The sequence below is a fragment of the Paenibacillus sp. FSL H7-0703 genome, assembly GCF_038003485.1.
Lineage (GTDB): Bacteria > Bacillota > Bacilli > Paenibacillales > Paenibacillaceae > Paenibacillus > Paenibacillus polymyxa_B.
In genome coordinates this window covers 3342155-3362572 of record NZ_JBBOPF010000001.1, presented here as the reverse complement: position 1 = coordinate 3362572, position 20418 = coordinate 3342155, and the positions used below count along the sequence as shown (strand labels likewise).

The following is a 20418-nucleotide window of genomic DNA, read 5'->3' as shown; positions in this document are numbered from 1 at the left end:
CACCTACATCTATCATTTCTGAGAACGATTGATATACTCTGATTTGACCAATGCGCACATGTAAAGATCATCATATTTCCCTAACGTAAATTCATATTGGGAGAGGAGCCCTTCTTGCCGAAAGCCTGCTTTTTCAAGCAACCGCAAGGATTGGGCATTCTCTGGCTCTACTAGCGCCTGAATGCGGTTCAATGAGAGGGTATTAAACCCATAGTCGATTACAGCTGCAAGTACCTCCGGCATTAGCCCTTGGCCCCAATAGGCTCTGGACAATTCATAGCCCATTTCTGCCCGGCGATGACGTTGATCCCAGTTATGAAATCCGCAAGAACCGATGATTTTACCTTCATTTGTTTGAATAGCCCAGCGGATTCCCTGATCTGTCTCAAAAATCTGATCATACCAACTAATCTCATCCAGCGCATCCTGTTCAGACTCAAACGGGCTCAGTCCATAAAACTTCATAACCTGCTCATCTGAAAAGTATTCCAACATGTCCTTGCTGTCCGTCGCTACCATTTTTCGTAATATGAGACGTTCAGTCGTTATAACCGGAAACTCACCTTTCACATTCTCACCTCTTGCTGCCTTATTCGCTTTTGCCAGTTCTTCTTGCATACCCATGCCTCCTGAGTTCAATATTCGCTTATCGTTACTTTCTTCTTCCAATTATAGAGTAAATGGGAGGAAGGGATATTTATAATAATTTCTTTGTTTATAGAATGTTTTCCTAAACATGGATTATAAAATGACCGTTAATATAAGGAGTGTGTTTTTAATTATTAAGAAGAGGTGTATTTTTTGGACGAACAGCACATATCACACAATCCGCAGGAAACTTCAAGACAGACGTACATTCAGCATGGTCAAAACTATGGGGTAGATCCAAACAGGATGGCGGCGTTATCAAAAACATACGGGAATTCTACGCTGTTTAGACGGTGGGGAGCAACGGTTTTTGACTGCATATTCTTTGTAATCGGATATATTTGTTTTTTTATTTCTGTCATTCAAATAACGGACAAGTGGTTTTTGCCTTTAGCGATTGCAACTCGTTGTATTCTGCTTATTGCTTTCTTCAGCTATTATTTACTTTTGGAAGGTTACACAGGCTATACGCTGGGTAAGTTCGTCTTTCGTATTAAGGTGGTTAACGGGGAAGGAAGGCCTCCCGGTTTTCTTAAATCACTCATTCGTACGCTGCTCAGGCTAATAGACACCAATCCATTGCTAATGGGTGGGATACCTGCTGGTATCAGTGTGTTAGTAACTGCATCAAGACAACGAATTGGTGATTTAGCTGCAGGTACATATGTTGTAAAGGTACGGGATTTAGAGCCCATTAGCAAAAAGACAATGAAACGTTCGCTCTTTATATTTTTTACCACAATGGTGATCTTGGGAGCCTCGTTTGTAAATGCTATTTTTATACTTGCAGACAGTTACGTACCTCCTAAAGTTCCGGTGAGCAAGAAAGAGCAAAGCTATGTAAGTAAAGATGGACGGTTTCAAATCACGGCCCCGCTGGACTGGTCAACAGACCCGGACCGTGAAGGAAAGGCAGAGATTGCAATATTCAATCCGTACATTCAAAAATCCGTTGTGGTACTATCCCACTCAAAAAAGCAATTGGGCAATATAACTCTCCAACAATATGGTAAGAAAGCTGAAAATAACTTAACCAAAGAGTGGAACCTGTCCAGTGTAGGACCTGTCTCTAACATAACCATTCATGGATATCCTGCCCTCGAGTTCGTGATTAAAGGCAAGAAAGATGTGGACAAATATGTCACCCATGTAGCGATTATTGAGACCGAAAGTAATTACTACCAGGTGCTTGGATATGCACCAGCGTCTAAAGATGCCCGTTTAAAGAAAGAACTACACGACATTACCTATAGCTTCCGCGAGGTTCGTCATTAGACAGCGTGGCTAGCAATAAAAAGGATAGACACAAAAAGCAGGTGCTCCTTAGAGCCCTGTTTTTTGACACTTGTTACCTGATATATAAACTAAACTTTAAAAATCACATGGGAAACTGAGCAGGTGGGATAAGTACTGAATGAGGTTGCCATTTTACTTAAAATTAAAATTAAATATTGGTAATCCCTGCGTATAATCAACTTCTATAGATACACTTTCAAAATCGACTATATATTTCGAATCTTTTTTTAAGGTTTCTTGTGTTGGGCGTTCTAATTCTAATGCATAGGAAAAAAGCTCTAAAAAATCTGCATCTAAACCATGACCGTTCGATTTATATTTTATATGATCTACATCTTCCTTTTTAACAAGTATAAAATCTGAATTATTGATAGTTTCTACAATACGTTTTTTTTCTACATGGTTAACTAAATTATCCTCATCTCCTTGAAAAGATAAAACCTGCGTATTTCCATTAAAATCTTTATAAAGCGTCTCTAAGTTTAAGTCTTGCTTATTTTGCACTATTTTCTTCGCAAAATAGTCAAATTCATAAGCAAACGTTGAATTTCCCATAGTCTGATATAGAAATCTACTACTGGATAAATATATCGGTTCTATCCAGGCTGAGTTATCTATCAAATATGAAAATAAAGTAGGTGCTAACCTATTGCTTAAATGTAATAAATACGCTCCATGAGAGTGTCCGTATCCAATAATTCTATTAGAATTAAATAGTAAATCATTTCCACTCAGTATGATTTTAACCGACTCTACAGCGCTGATAATATCTATTGCCTGCATATAACTCATATCATTAAACTCTTCTATACTTTCATCTATATTAGCAATCACAGGAATCAGGATGTTTTTTTCAGACAATATATTTAGTAAAATAGAAGAGTCTCTATTTATTCTCTCCAATTCATCTACCGTAAGAATAGTTTGTAAAATTTGAGGATCTTTAAACTTGAAATGATTAGCTGATGATTGCATATATGAACTACCAAAATAATTACACTGAATCGTTACCATATTGTATTTGTCAGCAAATAGTTCCCTCATTTTTATGTAAACTTTAGAATCAATATTACCGCCGAACCCAGGGACGAAAATAATCAATCCTGTGTTTTCATTAACTCCATTTTGTGGGATAGAAAAGTCAATTCGTAGTTCTCGATTAGACTTACCTGTGTATATATTATGATGTGCCGGAATATTAATACTATGTTGTTCTGACATACTTATTTTTTCCCCCATATAAATATTAAAAGCCCATTTCATCAAATAATTTCGACCAATAGGTACATCAGCATATCAAGACAAAGATTTTCTGATTAAATCCCCATATCGTATTCTTTTAATATTCTGATTAAAACATAAAAGGCCCACAAGCGGGTCATCTTTTTTTTCAAAATGTCCTTTTTGTGGGCACGGTTATACTTTTGCGTTGCAATTTCACATCTATGATAAAATTGACTGACATATTCGGTAATCCGCCTTATCATATTGTTCAGATGCACAATGAATTGAAAACCCTTTCATTAAGTTGGTACATTAAAATACGCTATATCACTATAGATAAAGGAGGAATCCGGATTTTGTTTCAGCTCTCCGAAAAACAAGCCCAAGACATCGTAGACAAAATGATGAAGGATATTCCATACAATATCAATATAATGAATGAACGAGGCATCATCATTGGCAGCGGCGAGAGTGAACGAATCGGAACTATTCACCAAGGCGCTGTTCAGGCGCTCGAAACCGGGAAAATGATTGAAGTGTGGCAGGACGGCCACTATGAGAAAAAGGGAACCAATGAACCGATTGTCATTCATCATGAGTTAGTTGGTGTCATTGGTATTTCAGGCAATCCCGATGAAGTGCGTCCTTTCTGCAATATTGTTAAAACTACGGTGTCTCTCCTGATTGAACAGCGCATCTCGTTGGAGCATCTGGCCCACGAAGCCAACCGCAAAAAGTCTGTGCTGGAAATGTTGTTAAATCATCAGGGAGCTTACACGCAAAAAATAAAAAAAGAAGCAGCTCAATATCACATTGATTTGCTTCTAAAAACTTCGGCTGTATATGTAAAATATCTGCCTACTGATCCAGCTCATTTAGCCGATTTGTCCAATATATTCATGCAGCATCCATCCTTTCGCATGGAAGAAGACTGCTATCTCATTCTAATACAAAATCAGGAGCCGACAGACAAACTGCTAGAGCCACTTGTGCGCAGTCATCCCGATGTGCTGATTACGGTCAGCAGACAAGAGCACAACATTGCGGATGTTTATATGCAAGCCAAGTCAGCTATGAATGTTTTACTGGCTTTGCGCCCGCCTGTGCAAAAAATTTCTTTTGCGGAAGTCGAATTTCTGGTCAAATTGAGTCAAACGAACCTGACGAACACGATCTATCTGGTTAGCAAGCTGGAAGATACTGTGGATTTGCTGGATACGCTGCGAAGCTTTATTAACCATAACGGCAGTGTCTCCTTTACCGCAGATGAATTAAATATTCACCGAAATACGCTGCAATACCGCCTGAAGCGCATCCATACCTTAACCGGTAAAGATCCCCGTAATCTCCTTCAGCTTTTTGAGCTTACGCACGGCTTATTGGCACTGTATCAATGAACTGCTGTATCACGCCAGACCATGCGCCAGTAATATCATATTTCCGCTCGCCGTCACTCCCAAATTTCTCAGTCAATCCGGCTTTGGCTAAGTTCGGGATTACAGGCGAGCGCTCGTATTATTCGGTTCATTTCTCGCTGAATTGAAGTACTCTTGCGATATTCTCGCACGTACGCTCTACGTTTTGTGGCCCTTCGGCCAGCAGCTTACCGAGCTCCGAGGCTCCCGGCACGATGCCAAATACCGCATCTATCCCTTCCTTGTACAACGTGTCGATCCCTTCCCCGATATAACCTGCGACGGCAATGACCTTTTTACCAGACTGTTTTGCCGCCTGAGCTACTCCATAAGGAGTTTTACCGAATTTGGTCTGAAAATCAATACCGCCTTCCCCCGTCAAAACGATATCGGCAGTGGCGAGCTTTTGTTTTAAACCGGTGTATTCAATCACAATTTCAATGCCTTTTTGCAGCGCTGCCTGAGTGAAAATTAATAGGCCCGCACCCAATCCACCTGCTGCGCCTGCGCCTGGGAAATCGCGCACATCCTTGCCCAGCTGCTGCTTCACCACATCGGCGTAATGGGCAAGATTGGCATCCAATTGCTGCACCATCTCCGGGGTTGCCCCTTTTTGTGGCCCGAATACTTGAGATGCCCCATGCTCTCCACACAGCGGATTTGTCACATCACAGGCTACAATCAGTTGTACCTGCTGCAAGCGGTCATCCAGTGATGAAATATCAACACTGGCCAGCTCGCCCAGACTACCGCCGCCGCGCGGAAGAGTATTGCCTGTTGCATCCAGAAATCTGGCGCCCAGCGCTTCCGCCATTCCTGTACCGCCATCATTCGTCGCGCTTCCGCCAATGCCGATGATAATTTTTCGAATTCCCTGATTCAGACATTCACGGATTAACTCCCCTGTGCCGTAGGTTGTTGTCTTTAACGGGTTTTTGTTATCCTTGTTGACCAGATGGATTCCACTAGCAGATGCCATCTCGATTGCCGCCGTGGTGCCGTCTCCCAGCAAGCCGTATGCAGCAGTTACAGGTTCTCCAAGCGGTCCTGTCACCTCGATATAACGAATCTGCCCGCCTGTCGCATCCACCAGTGACTGCACCGTTCCTTCACCACCGTCCGCCATCGGTACGTGGACATAATTCGCCGCCGGATAGACCTTGCGCAGTCCTTTCTCCATCGCGATACACACTTCTTTAGCCGTCATGCTTTCTTTAAAAGAATCTGGTGCCAGCACAAATGTTTTCTCTCTCATCTTCTCACCCCATCGTGAATATTAAAGTAAAAATCCATACATGATTGTCGCTACAATTGCCATCGTTCCACCCACAATAGCTTCGTAAGGAATCAATCCCATCCGTTGTTTAATGCTCATTTTCATGCTGTCTGCCGTGACGTGAAAATAGTTGCCCTGCGGCAAGGAATCAATGACTGTAGCTCCTGTATGCACCATCACAGCTGCAGCGAGTGGGGCCGTTCCCATGTTCAGAATGGCTTCCCCAAACGAGCCTGTCGCCAAAATAACTCCAGTCGAGGTGGACGCCGTAGCAGCTGCCATCAGAATACCTGCAAGCGGTGCCAAAAATGTACCGGAAACTCCCGAAGCTTCAATCAGGCCAACCACCTGAGCAGACAAGTTGGAGGCAGAGATCAGACCCGCAATCCCTCCTGCACCGATCAAAATCAGCACGGTCGCCGTCATTTTATTCAAACCGGAGGCCGAATACTTCAGGATATTGCGCCCTTGTCCCATGGCCAGCATACCCACAATCCCAGCGATCGGCAAAATGTACATCGCATCCACCTTGAAATTCGAAAGTGCTTCAATACCAGAGATGGAACCAATCGGGTTAATCATCAGCAAAATAACAGCTACCAAAGGGGCTACAATCGCCCGTCCCAACGCCGGGTATTTCGATGTATCGACATCACTGTCCATGATATCCTGGTCGGACACCTTCACACCTTTGGTTTTCAGCATAGATGCCACCAAAACAGTCATGATTAAACCGCATATCGCAGGAACCACACCCGCCAACATCACGTGGCTTAAATCCAGATTAAATCCGCGCGCCGCCGCAATCGTATTAGGATTGGGAGAGATGATGTTCCCCGCTTTTCCGCCTCCAGATAAAGCCAACAAGAGCGCCAGCTTGGAAATCCCCATTTTGTTACCGACCGACAATGCAATAGGTGCCACAATCAACACGGCAACGGGAATAAATACACCTACCGCCGTAATAATCATCGTCGCCAAGGCTAGTGCGAGAATCGCTTTACTGCCGCCGAACTTCTTTACAATAGCCTGCGCAATCGTCTCCGCTGCCCCGGATTCCATCATTACACCTGCCAATACACCTGCGGCAAGCACACGAATGACCGTCCCCATCACACTTTGCGTACCGCTTATTAACACGCTGATCGTCTGTTCCAAATTGGCTCCGCCCAATAAAGCGCCTACAATAGCTCCCAAAAATAAAGCGTAAACCGGATTCAGCTTTCTTAATATCAGAATAATTGCAATAGCCAGCCCTGCCAGAGCTCCTATCCAACTGATCGTCAATCCTTCCATCTGTCTAACCCCCCGGGCAATTTTTGATTACGCTTTCATTATATCGATTGCCGCACGTTAAAAATATTGAAGAACAGACGAAATTGATTGTGCATTTGAACAAAAAATCCGAACAGGATCTATGTCTTATTATGCAATTTTCATTTTATGTATCGAGGCGTTACAAAACAAATTTAATGTATACGCTTGCAAATTTAAAATTTCAGATTATAATACCTGTATACAAGTATACTTGATTAATTGAGAAGGTGAAATGATGGTCGAATCAGAATTCCTATATCCCTCCAAATGGCTTTTAAAAGCCTCTGCTGGTGATCGCGTAACATCCGAGCTTAGAATGCGCATTATTTCTGGCGGGATTGAAAGCGGTACCATATTATCTGAAAATAAACTAGCTGCTGATTTCACTGTAAGTCGCTCACCCATTCGTGAAGCGTTAAAAATACTGGCATCCGAAAATATCATTCGATTAGAAAGAATGGGAGCCGTTGTTATTGGTTTATCAGAAAAAGAAATAGAAGAAATTTATGATGTCCGTCTGCTCATAGAATCCTTCGTATTTGAACGTCTTGTAAAGATGGACACTAATGATTTGGCGAAGGAACTTAGTAAAATTCTCGAAATGATGAAAGTCGCCGTCAAATATAGTGATGCTGATGAGTTTTCATATCAAGATGTCTTGTTCCATGAAACGATTATTCGTGCAGCCAATCATTCGCATATTCTGATGATCTGGAATAATTTAAAGCCTGTTATGGAAAGTCTCATTCTTTTGTCGATGCGTATGCGTTTCACAGAAAAGTATGAAGATTTTACACGGATTATAAACAATCACGAACTTTATATTGAAGCAATCAAAGCAAAAGATAGAGACCTCATGATCAAGTCTTTACATGAAAACTTTGATGATGTTCAAGGTAAAGTAGAAGACCTATGGATGTCACAACAAATGCTATCTAAAGGAGTCGTGCAACAAAATGACTAACTATATGTTAGGTATAGATATCGGAACCACAAGTACGAAAGCCGTTCTATTTAGCGAAAAAGGCGAAGTCATCCAACAAGAGAATATTGGATACCCGCTTTATACACCGGATATAGCGACAGCTGAACAAAACCCAGAAGAGATTTTTCAGGCTGTCCTGCAAGCCACTTCGAATATAATGAAACATCACTCACAAAAAAAGCTATCGTTTATTTCATTTAGCAGTGCCATGCATAGTGTCATTGCGATGGATGAAAATGACCGCCCACTGACGTCTTGTATCACTTGGGCAGATAATCGAAGTGAAGCATGGGCACATAAAATAAAAGATGAGCTGAATGGCCATGAAGTCTATAAACGAACAGGAACACCTATTCACCCCATGTCACCCTTAACAAAAATAGCTTGGATTGTGAATGACCTTCCTGAAACCGCTGTCAAGGTTAAAAAGTATATCGGAATTAAAGAATATATTTTTAAAAAGTTCTTTGATCAATATGTAGTGGATTATTCCCTAGCTTCTGCCATGGGTATGATGAATCTAGAAAAATTAGATTGGGATGAAGAGGCATTAAAAATTGCTGGTATAACCCCTTCTCAATTATCTGAGCTTGTGCCAACAACCAGGATATTTACCAACTGTAATTCAGATTTAGCAAAAAAGATGGGGATCGATCCACAAACATCGTTTGTCATTGGAGCTAGCGATGGAGTCCTTTCTAATCTAGGTGTAAATGCGATACGAAAAGGCGAAGTTGCCGTCACAATCGGGACAAGCGGTGCCATTCGAACCATTATAGACAAGCCTCAAACAGACGAAAAGGGAAGAATATTTTGTTATGCCTTAACAGAAAAGCACTGGGTTATTGGGGGGCCGGTGAACAATGGCGGGATGGTCCTTCGCTGGATCCGTGACGAACTTGCCTCATCAGAAGTAGAAACAGCGAAAAGACTAGGAATTGATCCATATGATGTACTAACCAAGATTGCTGAACGTGTAAGACCAGGATCTGACGGATTGTTATTCCATCCATACCTGGCTGGTGAACGTGCGCCATTATGGAACCCAGACGTACGTGGCTCATTCTTCGGTTTAACGATGTCACATAAGAAAGAACATATGATTCGCGCAGCCCTAGAAGGAGTCATTTACAATTTGTACACCGTATTTTTAGCATTAACCGAATGTATGGACGGTCCTGTGACCCGAATTCAAGCTACTGGAGGCTTCGCAAGATCAGATGTTTGGCGGCAAATGATGTCTGACATATTCTCATCTGAAGTCGTCGTTCCAGAAAGCTACGAAAGTTCTTGTCTAGGAGCTTGTATTTTAGGCTTGTATGCCACCGGACAAATCCAGTCCTTTGAAGTCGTTTCTGAAATGATTGGCAGTACCAACAAACATACACCAAAAGAAGAAGCGACCAAGGAATATAGGAAATTGCTGCCGATTTTCATTAATCTATCCAGAGTATTAGAAGACGATTATACACGGATTTCCAATTATCAAAGAAGCTTAATTAAACACTAAAAAGATAAAAAGCAGGGGGTAATTACAATGCCATTAGTTATCGTAGCGATTGGAATTTTAGCATTATTAGTTTTAATAATGGGCTTCAAATTGAACACCTTTATTTCATTAATCATTGTATCGTTCGGCGTCGCTTTAGCACTTGGAATGCCATTAGAGGAAATTGTCAAAACCATCGAAGCCGGATTAGGCGGAACCCTTGGTCACTTAGCGTTAATCTTTGGACTTGGAGCGATGTTGGGTAAGTTGATCGCCGATTCTGGTGGTGCTCAACGAATTGCCATGACCCTCGTAGACAAATTTGGTGAAAAAAATATCCAATGGGCAGTCGTAGCTGCTTCATTCATTATCGGTGTGGCGTTATTTTTTGAAGTAGGATTAGTATTGTTAATTCCAATCATATTTGCCATTTCAAAAGAATTAAAAGTTTCTATTTTATATCTCGGGATTCCGATGGTTGCAGCTTTATCCGTAACACATGGTTTCTTACCTCCACACCCAGGACCGACAGTTATTGCTGGTGAATATGGTGCGAACCTTGGTGAGGTTTTACTGTACGGTTTCATTATTGCCATTCCAACCGTTATTTTAGCTGGACCTGTGTTTACTAAGCTTGCCAAAAAACTCGTACCTGCATCATTTACGAAAACGGGTAATATTGCCTCTTTAGGTGAACAAAAAGTATTTAAATCCGAGGAAACTCCGGGATTTGGTATCAGTGTATTTACTGCAATGCTTCCTGTTATTTTAATGTCTATTGCTACGGTTATTACTTTGCTTCAAAAAACAATGGGATTTGAAGATAGTAGTTTACTAGCAGCGATCCGTTTTATTGGTGATGCATCAACTTCCATGTTAATTTCCTTACTGGTAGCTGTCTATACCATGGGAATAGCAAGAAAAATTCCAATCAAAAATGTAATGGCATCTTGTACAACGGCTATTACTCATATTGGAATGATGCTCTTAATCATTGGGGGTGGCGGAGCCTTCAAACAAGTACTGATTAATGGCGGCGTAGGTGACTATGTAGCTGAATTATTCAATGGAACTACATTATCACCCATCTTACTTGCCTGGATTATCGCTGCAATATTACGAATTTCCTTAGGTTCTGCAACTGTTGCAGCTTTAACAACCGCTGGTTTAGTTATTCCGATGTTAGGACAATCCGACGTTAATCTTGCTTTAGTTGTGCTTGCAACGGGAGCGGGTAGTTTAATAGCTTCACATGTTAACGATGCTGGTTTCTGGATGTTTAAAGAATATTTTGGTTTAAGCATGAAAGAAACATTTGCAACATGGACATTACTTGAGACCATCATTTCTGTAGCTGGATTAGGATTTATTTTAGTACTAAGTTTATTCGTATAAACCATGATTCCCGGGCGGTAGATCCCCCACTTATTTTTCTTAGAATCTTCTAAGCCTATAAGTGAGGATCTACGGCCTATTCATTTCAAATAAAAGGAGTAGAAAAAATGTCCAACACAATTGGTGTCATTGGTTTAGGGGTAATGGGCTGTAATATCGCTTTAAACATGGCTGGTAAGGGTGAGCAAGTCGCTGTCTATAATTATACGAGGGATTTAACGGATGATCTTGTTAAAAAAAGTGAAGGTCACTCCATTCATCCCTACTACGAAATTCAAAATTTTGTTTACTCCTTAAAAACTCCAAGGAAAATCTTCCTTATGGTAACAGCGGGCAAACCGGTCGATTCGGTAATAGGTACATTAGTACCCTTCCTTGAAGCAGGCGATGTGATCATGGACGGTGGTAATTCCCATTACAAAGATACGGAACGTAGATATGATGAATTGAAGTCAAAAGGAATCGGTTATTTAGGAATCGGTATTTCCGGCGGCGAAGTCGGGGCTTTAAATGGACCTTCGATCATGCCTGGTGGAGATAAAAACGTATATGAAAAAACAGCTCCTACTCTAACAAAAATAGCAGCCCAAGTGGACGGAGACCCTTGCTGTGTTTATATGGGTCCAAAAGGGTCCGGTCACTTTGTAAAAATGGTACATAACGGAATCGAGTATGCAGATATGCAATTAATCGCAGAAACCTATACATTTTTAAGAAAAAGGTTACGTTTATCTGTGAATGAAATTGCTGATATCTTTGAAATATGGAATCAAGGGGAACTGAAAAGTTATTTAATCCAAATCACAGCAGAGATTTTACGGAAAAAGGATGATGTAACAGGCTTACCACTAATCGATGTGATTCTTGATAAAACAGGGCAAAAGGGCACAGGTAAATGGACAAGCATTCAAGCAATTGACAATGGGATCCCATCATCCATTATTACAGAGTCATTGTTTGCCCGTTACATCTCCTCTTTAAAAGAAGAACGAGTTTATGCAGAAAATATTTTAACAGGACCAGGGATTGATCAGCGAAGTTTAGATAAAGATGTGTGGATTGAGTACATTAGACAAGCTTTTTATATGGGTAAGATTTGTGCCTACGCGCAAGGATTTATACAATATAAAATGACTTCTGAACTTTACGGATGGAATTTACCTTTAAAGGATATAGCCCTTATTTTCCGTGGTGGTTGCATCATTCGTGCTGAATTCTTAAACGTAATAAGCGAAACATATCAAGAACAGCCGAATTTGGCTAATCTATTAATCGCCCCGTATTTTGCTGAAAAAGTTAAAGAGTATCAAAAAGGATTACGAAAAGTTGTCTGTGAGGGTATTAATTCTGGCACTTCGTTTCCATGTTTAAGTGCTTCACTTACTTATTATGATAGTTACCGGACAGGCATTTCGAATGCTAACCTTTTGCAAGCACAAAGGGATTATTTTGGTGCCCATACTTATGAACGAAGTGATGCAGCAGGGTCCTTTCACACAAACTGGCAGTGATCGATAGTGGTAGTAAATCTCCAGTGCCCTAATGAAGTGGTTTTTCCCTTCATTAGGGCACTCCTTTGGAATACATTTTCTCTACGATGTTCTTGTGTCTATACTATTTCATCTCATTTTTGAACGATTGAACTCGTTGCTTCTGTTGTTCCTTTTGCCTCACCATGTCCTGCACCAAATAGGTTCAGTACCACCACGCCAATAACAATTAAAGCAATACCTGCGATACTTCCTGTATTAATTTTTTCTTTCCAAATCAATACTGAAATAAGCGTTGTAGCAACGGCTCCTACACCTGACCAGATGGCATAAGTCATATTTAAGGGGAGCGTCTTAAGGGATAAGGAGATAAAGAAGAAAGAGATCACGAACGCCACAATTGTGAATAGAGTCGGATACAGTCTGGTGAAACCTTCTGAAGCTTTAAGCATTGAAGTTCCAACAAGTTCACCAACAATAGAGATTGCCAAGAAAAGATAAGCCATTGTAAGCTTAATTGAGTTGGATTAGGTTTTGATACGTTAGGTTTAAGCTAAATAAAAAGAAGCCTTGGGCGTATAACATTTCAGCCAAGACTTCGTCAAATAAACATCTACCCAGCCCAGACATTTGGCAAAAGTTCGCATCTATTGGGTTTTAAGTGCCACCTATAGTTTAACTCTGCACATATTGTCTCAGCCATTGGAGCGCGGGACGTTCCGTGCCGTTAGAATTCAGCAGATGTGTGTTCGGCTTCCAAGTTTGTCCCTGGATATACCCCCAGAGCGTAACTCCCTTCACCGCAGAATGCTTCCATAATACCGGAAATTTCTCCTTGTATCTGGCAAGCTGGGTGTTGTCGTCACCAGTTATATCCAGTTCCGACACATAGATTGGCAATCCTGTTGCCGCCAGCTTGTTCAGTACAGTGTTCATCGTGTTAACTGAAACAGTGTCCATGCTAAACTGGTGGCATTGAATACCAATTCCGTCAATCAGGCCTCTGCTCTTGAGCTGATTAATAATATTGACATATTGGTCGGTTAACGAGGGATCGTTGATAATTCCATATTCATTAATCATCAGCTTGGCATTGGGAAAAGCTTGTCTTGCCTGTTGGAACGACCATATGACCCAATCCCATCCGGTCGATCCGTCACCGCCTATGGCATTGCGGAAGGATGGCTTCTGATGCAGGGGCTCATTCACCACATCTATAAACTCCGCATTCGGATAGCGTTGACCTGCTGCTTTAATCCACTGGGTTACTTCCGCCTTCTGATCAGCAGCCGACAGTCCGCTAATCCAACCTGGCTCCTGAGCACCCCATACCAATGTATGGAACTTGAACGGGAAGCCATTGTTACGGGCATAATTGTAGGCGGTATCCGCCTGCGACCAGTTCATGTTGTTACGGCTGCCTTCAACTGACCCCCATTTGGTCGAATTCTCTGGCGTCACCTGGTTCCAGTATGTTCCAAAACTTGCAGGGACACTTCCAGCAATGATATTCCCGAGGAATTTACCACCGTTCGCCATACTGGCACTAGCCGGGTTTATCAGAACTGATGATAACAACACACCCGCCAACGCCAAGCTGCTGACCAACTTGCCCACTTTAAATTTCGACATACAATCTCCTCCTCATACATATAGTTTTTAATATTCCTACCTCTAAATAAATCGCTTACATTTCCAATTATAAGAATGAAAGGTTATTGTCCGCTACATGTAAAAGTAAAGATTTTACCCGAAAAACTTTACATCATTGCGGGGCGACTGAACACCTCGTGCTCCTTTAACACATCGTTTCGATTAGAATCTAGTCTCGTATCAAACGACAAAAAGATTACTGCAAAAAGTGATATACTCCCCTTACAGTAGCAAGTTTTATTATTTAACCTGTCTACTTTTTTGGAAGCATATCACTTTGGAGACTGCCTATTGAATAGTTTAAGGATTAAGGGCTCTTGCAATTGCGTCTACATAACTTTGGCTAGCACGTTGGCTTACTTCTGCTTGCGGAACCATCCCCTCAAAGTTGTGGAATGTGCCGGGATACAGATGGAATTCGACGTCCACCCCCGCTTGGGCAAGGCGTGCTACATATTCGATCGTCTCATCTCGGAACAGATCGAGCTGGCCTATGCACGTATAGGTCGGCGGTAGCCCAGCCAAGCATTCCGCTCTCGACGGCACAGCGTATAGGGACACCTCGGTGTCTTCAGTACGATCCCCCAAGTACATGTTCCAGGCCGCCAAGTTGTTCTTCCGGTTCCATGGTGCGTTATCGGCCGTAATTTCATGACTTGACGCCGTAATACTGCGGTCATCGATCATCGGATACAGCGGCATTTGGAAAATGAGGGCTGGCCCGCCTTTGTCACGGGCCATTAAAGCAAGTGCTGCAGTCAGACCGCCGCCCCCACTTGCTCCGGCAATTGCGACCCGGTCTAAGTCGATGCCCAGTAGCTCAGCTTCGTCGGTCATCCACGTCAAAGCGGCATAACAGTCATCGATGGCAGCTGGGTAGGGATGCTCGGGAGCAAGTCGGTAATCGACCGATACGACGACGCATTTAGCAGCCTGCACGAAGCGTTCGCACAAAGCATCGTCCATATCAGGATGCCCCATCACATAGCCTCCCCCGTGAATCCACAGCATGGCCGGAAGCTTAACGTCAGTTCGCTGGGCAGGTTCGTAGATTTTGACTAATATCTCGCCTGCTACGCTCGGAATCATCCGGCTTGTTGTGCGTATGTGCTTCGACTGCTCAATGGGAGGACTCGACAAATAGCTTCTACTCAGTTCTAAATTTTCTTCCAGTTGAAAGCCAGGAAATTGTTCTAATATCGGCCTTAATTCTGGTAATAACCGACTTTCAAAATCCATTCAAATCACTCCTATAATTGAATTATGATCTTTTTTCCGTTTCAGCTTCCCACTTGGTTATTTCCTTCCGAACTCGGGGTGCTACCTCTGTTCCTAGCAGCTCAATGGCTCTCATCACCTCGGCATGCGGCATCGTGCTTAACGGAACATACAGCATAAAGCGTGTAACACCTACATGTTTGCGAAGGTGAATGATCTTCTGGGCAACAGTCTCAGGATCGCCAACATACAGCGCACCTTCAAAGCTGCGCGCGGCATCGTAGCTAGAACGATCATAATGCGCCCAGCCCCGCTCCCTGCCTAATCTATTCATACCTGCCATCGTAGAAGGGAAATATGTATCTGCAGCTCGTTCATTATTCTCTCCGACAAATCCTATCGAGTGCGATCCAACCTTAAGCTGTGATTCGTCATGACCAGCGTGCGCTGCTGCTTTCTTATAAAGCTGCACGAGCGGTGCAAAATTCATCGGATTTCCACCAATGATCGCCAGCATCAAGGGCAGTCCTAACAGACCTGCACGGATAGCAGAATCCTGCCTGCCCCCGCTGCCAACCCATATCGGTAAAGGATTCTGAACCGGCCGTGGATACACACCCAAATGGTTAATCGCTGGCCGATGCCCGCCCTTCCAGGTTACTTTTTCGGACTCCCGTATTTTAAGGAGCAATTCCAAATGTTGTTCAAACAGCTCATCATAGTCTTCCAAGTCATAGCCAAACAGAGGGAAAGATTCAATAAAGGAACCTCGGCCTGCCATAATCTCCGCACGTCCATTCGAAATACCATCCAGCGTAGCAAAATCCTGAAAAACGCGAACGGGATCAGCTGAAGAAAGCACTGTCACTGCACTGGTCAGCCGAATCCGTTTCGTCTGCGCTGCAGCCGCTGACAGCACAACTGCTGGTGAAGATGCCGAATAATCCTGCCGATGATGCTCACCTACCCCAAACACATCAAGTCCCACTTGATCAGCAAGAATAATTTCCTCGACAACTTCGCGCAATCGCTGTGCGTGACTTATCACTTCACCTGTCTGAACGTCAGGCTTTGTTTCTACAAACGAAGTAATACCTATCTCCATGGTCCATCTCTCCTATTCTAATAGCCTTCTTTGTATGACAATCAAATACCGATAAAATATCATACTGATCGGTAAAATATTTTTCCCAGTAAATATAACTCATCAAAAAGAATACTGTCAATAAATATAGTAAAAATTCTTTGATTCATCATCATACTGATATCTCCTTGGTGCGATAAACCAACCTGCATTTGACAATCTAACGGGCAAATTATAAGATAATAACATACTAATTGGTACGCAAATAAAGACTCCTGTCAATTATGATCAGAGCTATTGAGTTAAGAATAAAATTACGAGCAATGAGAGGTATTGATTATGGGACGAATCCGCGAATTTGACGAAGATAAAGTATTAGATGCAGCTATGCAAATATTTTGGGAAAAGGGATATGAAGCTACTTCATTGAGTGATTTAACTTCCAGAATGGAAATTCAACGACCTAGTATATATTCCACTTTTGGGGGCAAAAAAGAATTGTTCGAAGCTGCGCTGCGCAAATACATGATGTCCCGCGCTTCTCTGATCCGAACCAAACTTCAAAGCATTCCATCTGTAAAAGAAGCATTTCGTACTTTTTTTGAGGATGTAGTTGAAGAGGAATATGCGGAAAACCCTAGAAAAGGATGCTTTTGTATCAATACAATGGTTGAACTTGCGCCCCATGATGAGAAATTTGAAATTCTTACAAGGGAACATCAAATGTACCTATCAGTTATATTTCAGGAAACCATTGAACGAGGTATACAATCAGGTGAACTTGAAATCGGGCTCGATGCGAAGGCTGTATCTCAGGCGCTAGTCGTATCGTTAATTGGACTGACCGTAATGATAAAGTCTCGTCCAGAACGATCATTTATTGATAACACGATAGAGGTGACACTTACACTTCTTAAGTAATTCGGAGTAATTCATTTTTAACGAATGGGTGTATCTCGACGCACATGTCCCTCAGCGCAACAAAGGCTGCCGGATACATTTTCTCGGCAGCCCTTGTTGCGCTCATATTACATACTTCTTCGCATTTGCATGAGTTCAAACGATTCCTTCACTGATCTTAGTATTGCATATATATACTTAATGATGTATATTAATTCAAAACTAATGAAAAGGGAGTACATCTAATGTCATTTTTAATAAGAAACGCTAAGCCTGATGATTTAAGCAGTTTGACCGAGTTAATGTATGAATACATCGTTGGTTTTTATCAAAACCCTAGGCCACCTATCGAAAAAATTCATAATTTGATTCAAACCCTTTTTGAGCAGCAAAACGGTATACAATTTGTGGCGGAACAAAATGGAGAATTAATCGGCTTTGCTACATTATTCTTTACCTTTAGCACGATGAAAGCAGACAAAATCATAGTTATGAACGACCTATTTGTAATGGAGCCCTTTAGAGATACAGAAGTAGAATCACAGCTTTTTTTAGAATGTCAAAAGTACTCACAAAATCATGGATATGCTCATATGACCTGGATAACTTCTACTGAGAATAAACGCGCTCAAATTTTCTTTAAAAAGATGGATGCTGTCCAAGGGAGAGACTGGGTTCACTTTTCATCGTAACAATACTTTTGATACGGTTCTCCGCGCTAACGACAGTTTAAAGGGCACCCAATCGGGTGCCCTTTGTGCGTAACACATGTTTTCACATATGCTGATATAAAACATGCGTAACAATTGTGGATAAGGATGGAGGTTTTATTAATGCCCGCGATGTTTTTCTTTCGCTTTTTTCTCCTTTAATTCCCTTATCCGTGCCTTCATGGATTCTCTTTGCTGTTTAGAGTAAGCATGTTTCTCCAGCTTGCGCTTCTCATACTCTAACTTTAGGGCCTCTTGTGCATAGGAGGAGACCCCCTTCTGTCTTAATTCATACGCTGCCTGCCTTGCTAGCCGCTTCGGATTGACCTTCTTCGTTTCAGACCACTTTATAGCCACCTCTTGTGAGAGCCGACCAACAAGTTCCCACATTTCCTCACGGATAAAATGGAGAATTTCCTCGTCCTTAGGCTCTGTACCAAAGATATGCCTAGCTGCCTTCAATTTCCCTTGGTCCTGCTCTTCCACGACTCCAACCCAATACTGTCCATCATGATAAACTGTAAGCTTCATTTTAAACCCCCTCATTTTAAATCGAAACGATGGACATCCCGAGGGGGGAAGGTTACTGACATGGTACTCTTGGAATCTGAGAGTCATTCATGCGTCTGGACTACCAACCAGACTGTGTTTTTTCGTCCCAGAAAAAGTATAGTTGCCTTACTGGAAAACAGCAAGATGAAAAGATTAATTCTGTATGATATTGTAAACCGCTGATATGTATTAGAGTGAACCTGGATATAGAGTATACTATATGAGTATAAGTTCGATACACGATGACATTATATATGTAATGGTATTCAAATACAGCGCAGAAGAGGTTGAAAATGAGTCAGAAGCATTTTACAGATTACGCATTAAGTGAAGAAATTGTAAGAGCGCTGAGTAGCTTGGGCTATGAGACGCCAACAGAGATTCAGACGGAAGTCATTCCAGTTGCGCTTGAGAAGAAGGACCTTGTCGCCAAATCGCAAACAGGTAGCGGCAAAACAGCGGCATACGGTATTCCACTTTGTGAGCTAGTAGATTGGAATGAGAATAAGCCCCAAGCTTTAATTCTGACGCCAACCCGTGAACTCGCGTTACAGGTCACCGAAGACATCACGAATATTGGACGCTTTAAGCGGATAAAAGCAACGCCCCTTTATGGAAAACATCCTTTTCATATCCAAAAGGCCGAGTTAAAACAAAGAACACATATGGCTGTAGGTACGCCAGGACGTGTACTGGACCATATTGAACGAGGCACGCTATCGTTAGATCGAATGGCCTACCTCGTGATTGATGAAGCTGACGAGATGCTGAATATGGGCTTTATCGAGCAAGTTCAGTCAATCATTCAGGCCCTGCCTAGTGACCGGGTTACCATGTTATTCTCCGCTACTTTTCCTGAGGATGTAGCCAGACTGTCACACAAGTATATGAAGGATCCTGTTGAAATTGAAATAAAAGCAACCGGTATAACGACCGCTACAATTGATCACTCTCTTATTCAGGTAAAGGAGTCAGACAAGCTGGCACTACTGCAAGATTTGCTCATTGTTGAGAATCCTGACAGCTGCATTATTTTCTGTCGTACGCAGGAGAATGTAGATACATTATTCAGAGCATTGGCTGATCTTGAATATCCATGTGATCGCATTCATGGTGGCATGGAGCAAGACGAGCGATTTGAGGTAATGAATGCATTTAGAAGGGGTCAATTCCGTTACTTGATCGCGACAGATGTTGCCGCCAGAGGGATTGATATCACGAATATCACCCATGTCATTAACTACGATATTCCCCTTGAGAAGGAAAGCTATGTTCACCGCACAGGACGTACGGGACGTGCTGGCAAAACGGGTAAAGCCATTTCCCTCATCACTCCTAAGGATGGCCGAAGATTAGCTGATATTGAAGCATATATTGGGTTCGCGATTCCACAGGTAAAGGCTCCCTCAGAAGAGGCTGTTGACCTCCGTAGAGAAGATTTTGAGCAGAAACTGCATGTAAAAACCGCACTCAAAAATGATAAGCGCGAGCAACTAAACCAACAGATTATGAAGCTGAACTTTAACGGCGGTAAGAAGAAACAACTTAGAGCTGTCGACTTCGTGGGGACCATCGCTAAGCTTGACGGGGTCACCGCAGATGATATCGGGATCATTACGATTCTGGATTATGCGACAGATGTTGAGATTCTGAATGGTAAAGGTCCCCTGGTGCTTGAGATTATGAAGAATACAACCGTAAAGGGTAAGCTGTTAAAGGTACGCAAAGGGAATAAGTAGAAGATACGCTGCACTAAAGAGGGTGAG

At 42.3% G+C, this 20418-nt stretch carries 18 protein-coding genes; 9 read left to right on the top strand and 9 right to left on the bottom strand.

Annotation, left to right across the window (positions count from 1 at the left end):
- Nucleotides 1-12: 12 nt before the first annotated feature.
- On the bottom strand, nt 13-570 hold the full coding sequence (locus MHB46_RS14790; RefSeq protein WP_341163747.1) for a GNAT family N-acetyltransferase: 558 nt from the start codon (nt 568-570) through the stop codon (nt 13-15).
- A 231-nt stretch (nt 571-801) separates the two neighbouring features.
- Here MHB46_RS14790 and MHB46_RS14785 point away from each other — a divergent pair, with 231 nt between their 5' ends.
- Entirely contained in the window at nt 802-1923 is a 1122-nt protein-coding gene (locus tag MHB46_RS14785) for an RDD family protein (protein WP_341162691.1), read from the top strand.
- A 153-nt stretch (nt 1924-2076) separates the two neighbouring features.
- On the opposite strand, the gene MHB46_RS14780 is transcribed toward MHB46_RS14785, so the two are convergent.
- The gene (locus tag MHB46_RS14780) at nt 2077-3165 is read right to left on the bottom strand and encodes a DUF2920 family protein (protein ID WP_341162690.1); all 1089 of its coding nucleotides are present in this window, start codon (nt 3163-3165) and stop codon (nt 2077-2079) included.
- A 359-nt stretch (nt 3166-3524) separates the two neighbouring features.
- Here MHB46_RS14780 and MHB46_RS14775 point away from each other — a divergent pair, with 359 nt between their 5' ends.
- Entirely contained in the window at nt 3525-4565 is a 1041-nt protein-coding gene (locus MHB46_RS14775) for a CdaR family transcriptional regulator (RefSeq protein WP_341162689.1), read from the top strand.
- A 127-nt stretch (nt 4566-4692) separates the two neighbouring features.
- On the opposite strand, the gene MHB46_RS14770 is transcribed toward MHB46_RS14775, so the two are convergent.
- On the bottom strand, nt 4693-5838 hold the full coding sequence (locus tag MHB46_RS14770) for a glycerate kinase family protein (RefSeq protein WP_341162688.1): 1146 nt from the start codon (nt 5836-5838) through the stop codon (nt 4693-4695).
- 21 nt (nt 5839-5859) lie between these two features.
- Entirely contained in the window at nt 5860-7155 is a 1296-nt protein-coding gene (locus MHB46_RS14765) for a GntP family permease (RefSeq protein ID WP_028540931.1), read from the bottom strand.
- A gap of 253 nt (nt 7156-7408) precedes the next feature.
- Between MHB46_RS14765 and MHB46_RS14760 the strand changes: the two genes are divergently transcribed.
- The 4 genes from MHB46_RS14760 (at nt 7409) to gnd (ending at nt 12556) form a co-directional block, all read left to right on the top strand.
- Complete coding sequence (locus MHB46_RS14760) at nt 7409-8140, top strand: GntR family transcriptional regulator (RefSeq protein WP_341162687.1); 732 nt, start codon at nt 7409-7411, stop codon at nt 8138-8140.
- Nucleotides 8133-9671, top strand: coding sequence for a gluconokinase (gene gntK, locus MHB46_RS14755; RefSeq protein WP_341162686.1), 1539 nt, complete (start codon nt 8133-8135; stop codon nt 9669-9671). The genes MHB46_RS14760 and gntK overlap by 8 nt, the downstream gene beginning before the upstream one ends.
- Before the next feature lie 27 nt (nt 9672-9698).
- A complete protein-coding gene (locus MHB46_RS14750; RefSeq protein WP_023991059.1) occupies nt 9699-11045 on the top strand; it encodes a GntP family permease in 1347 nt (448 codons plus the stop codon).
- Between the two features lie 107 nt (nt 11046-11152).
- Nucleotides 11153-12556, top strand: coding sequence for a decarboxylating NADP(+)-dependent phosphogluconate dehydrogenase (gnd, locus tag MHB46_RS14745; protein WP_341162685.1), 1404 nt, complete (start codon nt 11153-11155; stop codon nt 12554-12556).
- Between the two features lie 113 nt (nt 12557-12669).
- Here gnd and MHB46_RS14740 read toward each other — a convergent pair whose 3' ends face one another.
- The 4 genes from MHB46_RS14740 to MHB46_RS14725 form a co-directional block, all read right to left on the bottom strand.
- Nucleotides 12670-13041 (bottom strand): DMT family transporter, encoded by a 372-nt coding sequence (locus MHB46_RS14740; RefSeq protein WP_069290722.1) that lies wholly within the window; start codon nt 13039-13041, stop codon nt 12670-12672.
- Between the two features lie 169 nt (nt 13042-13210).
- Nucleotides 13211-14167, bottom strand: coding sequence for an endo-1,4-beta-xylanase (locus MHB46_RS14735; protein ID WP_160788349.1), 957 nt, complete (start codon nt 14165-14167; stop codon nt 13211-13213).
- A gap of 321 nt (nt 14168-14488) precedes the next feature.
- Nucleotides 14489-15427 carry an alpha/beta hydrolase gene (locus tag MHB46_RS14730; protein ID WP_341162684.1) on the bottom strand — a complete coding sequence of 313 codons (939 nt, stop codon included), beginning with the start codon at nt 15425-15427 and terminating at the stop codon, nt 14489-14491.
- 22 nt (nt 15428-15449) lie between these two features.
- Entirely contained in the window at nt 15450-16511 is a 1062-nt protein-coding gene (locus MHB46_RS14725; protein ID WP_341162683.1) for an LLM class flavin-dependent oxidoreductase, read from the bottom strand.
- Between the two features lie 318 nt (nt 16512-16829).
- Here MHB46_RS14725 and MHB46_RS14720 point away from each other — a divergent pair, with 318 nt between their 5' ends.
- Complete coding sequence (locus tag MHB46_RS14720; RefSeq protein WP_341163746.1) at nt 16830-17411, top strand: TetR/AcrR family transcriptional regulator; 582 nt, start codon at nt 16830-16832, stop codon at nt 17409-17411.
- Between the two features lie 224 nt (nt 17412-17635).
- Nucleotides 17636-18082 (top strand): GNAT family N-acetyltransferase, encoded by a 447-nt coding sequence (locus tag MHB46_RS14715; RefSeq protein WP_069012318.1) that lies wholly within the window; start codon nt 17636-17638, stop codon nt 18080-18082.
- 138 nt (nt 18083-18220) lie between these two features.
- Here MHB46_RS14715 and MHB46_RS14710 read toward each other — a convergent pair whose 3' ends face one another.
- Complete coding sequence (locus MHB46_RS14710; protein ID WP_069012319.1) at nt 18221-18631, bottom strand: YjdF family protein; 411 nt, start codon at nt 18629-18631, stop codon at nt 18221-18223.
- Between the two features lie 314 nt (nt 18632-18945).
- On the opposite strand from MHB46_RS14710, the gene MHB46_RS14705 reads away from it, so the two are divergent.
- Nucleotides 18946-20391 (top strand): DEAD/DEAH box helicase, encoded by a 1446-nt coding sequence (locus MHB46_RS14705; protein ID WP_341162682.1) that lies wholly within the window; start codon nt 18946-18948, stop codon nt 20389-20391.
- Nucleotides 20392-20418 lie beyond the last annotated feature (27 nt).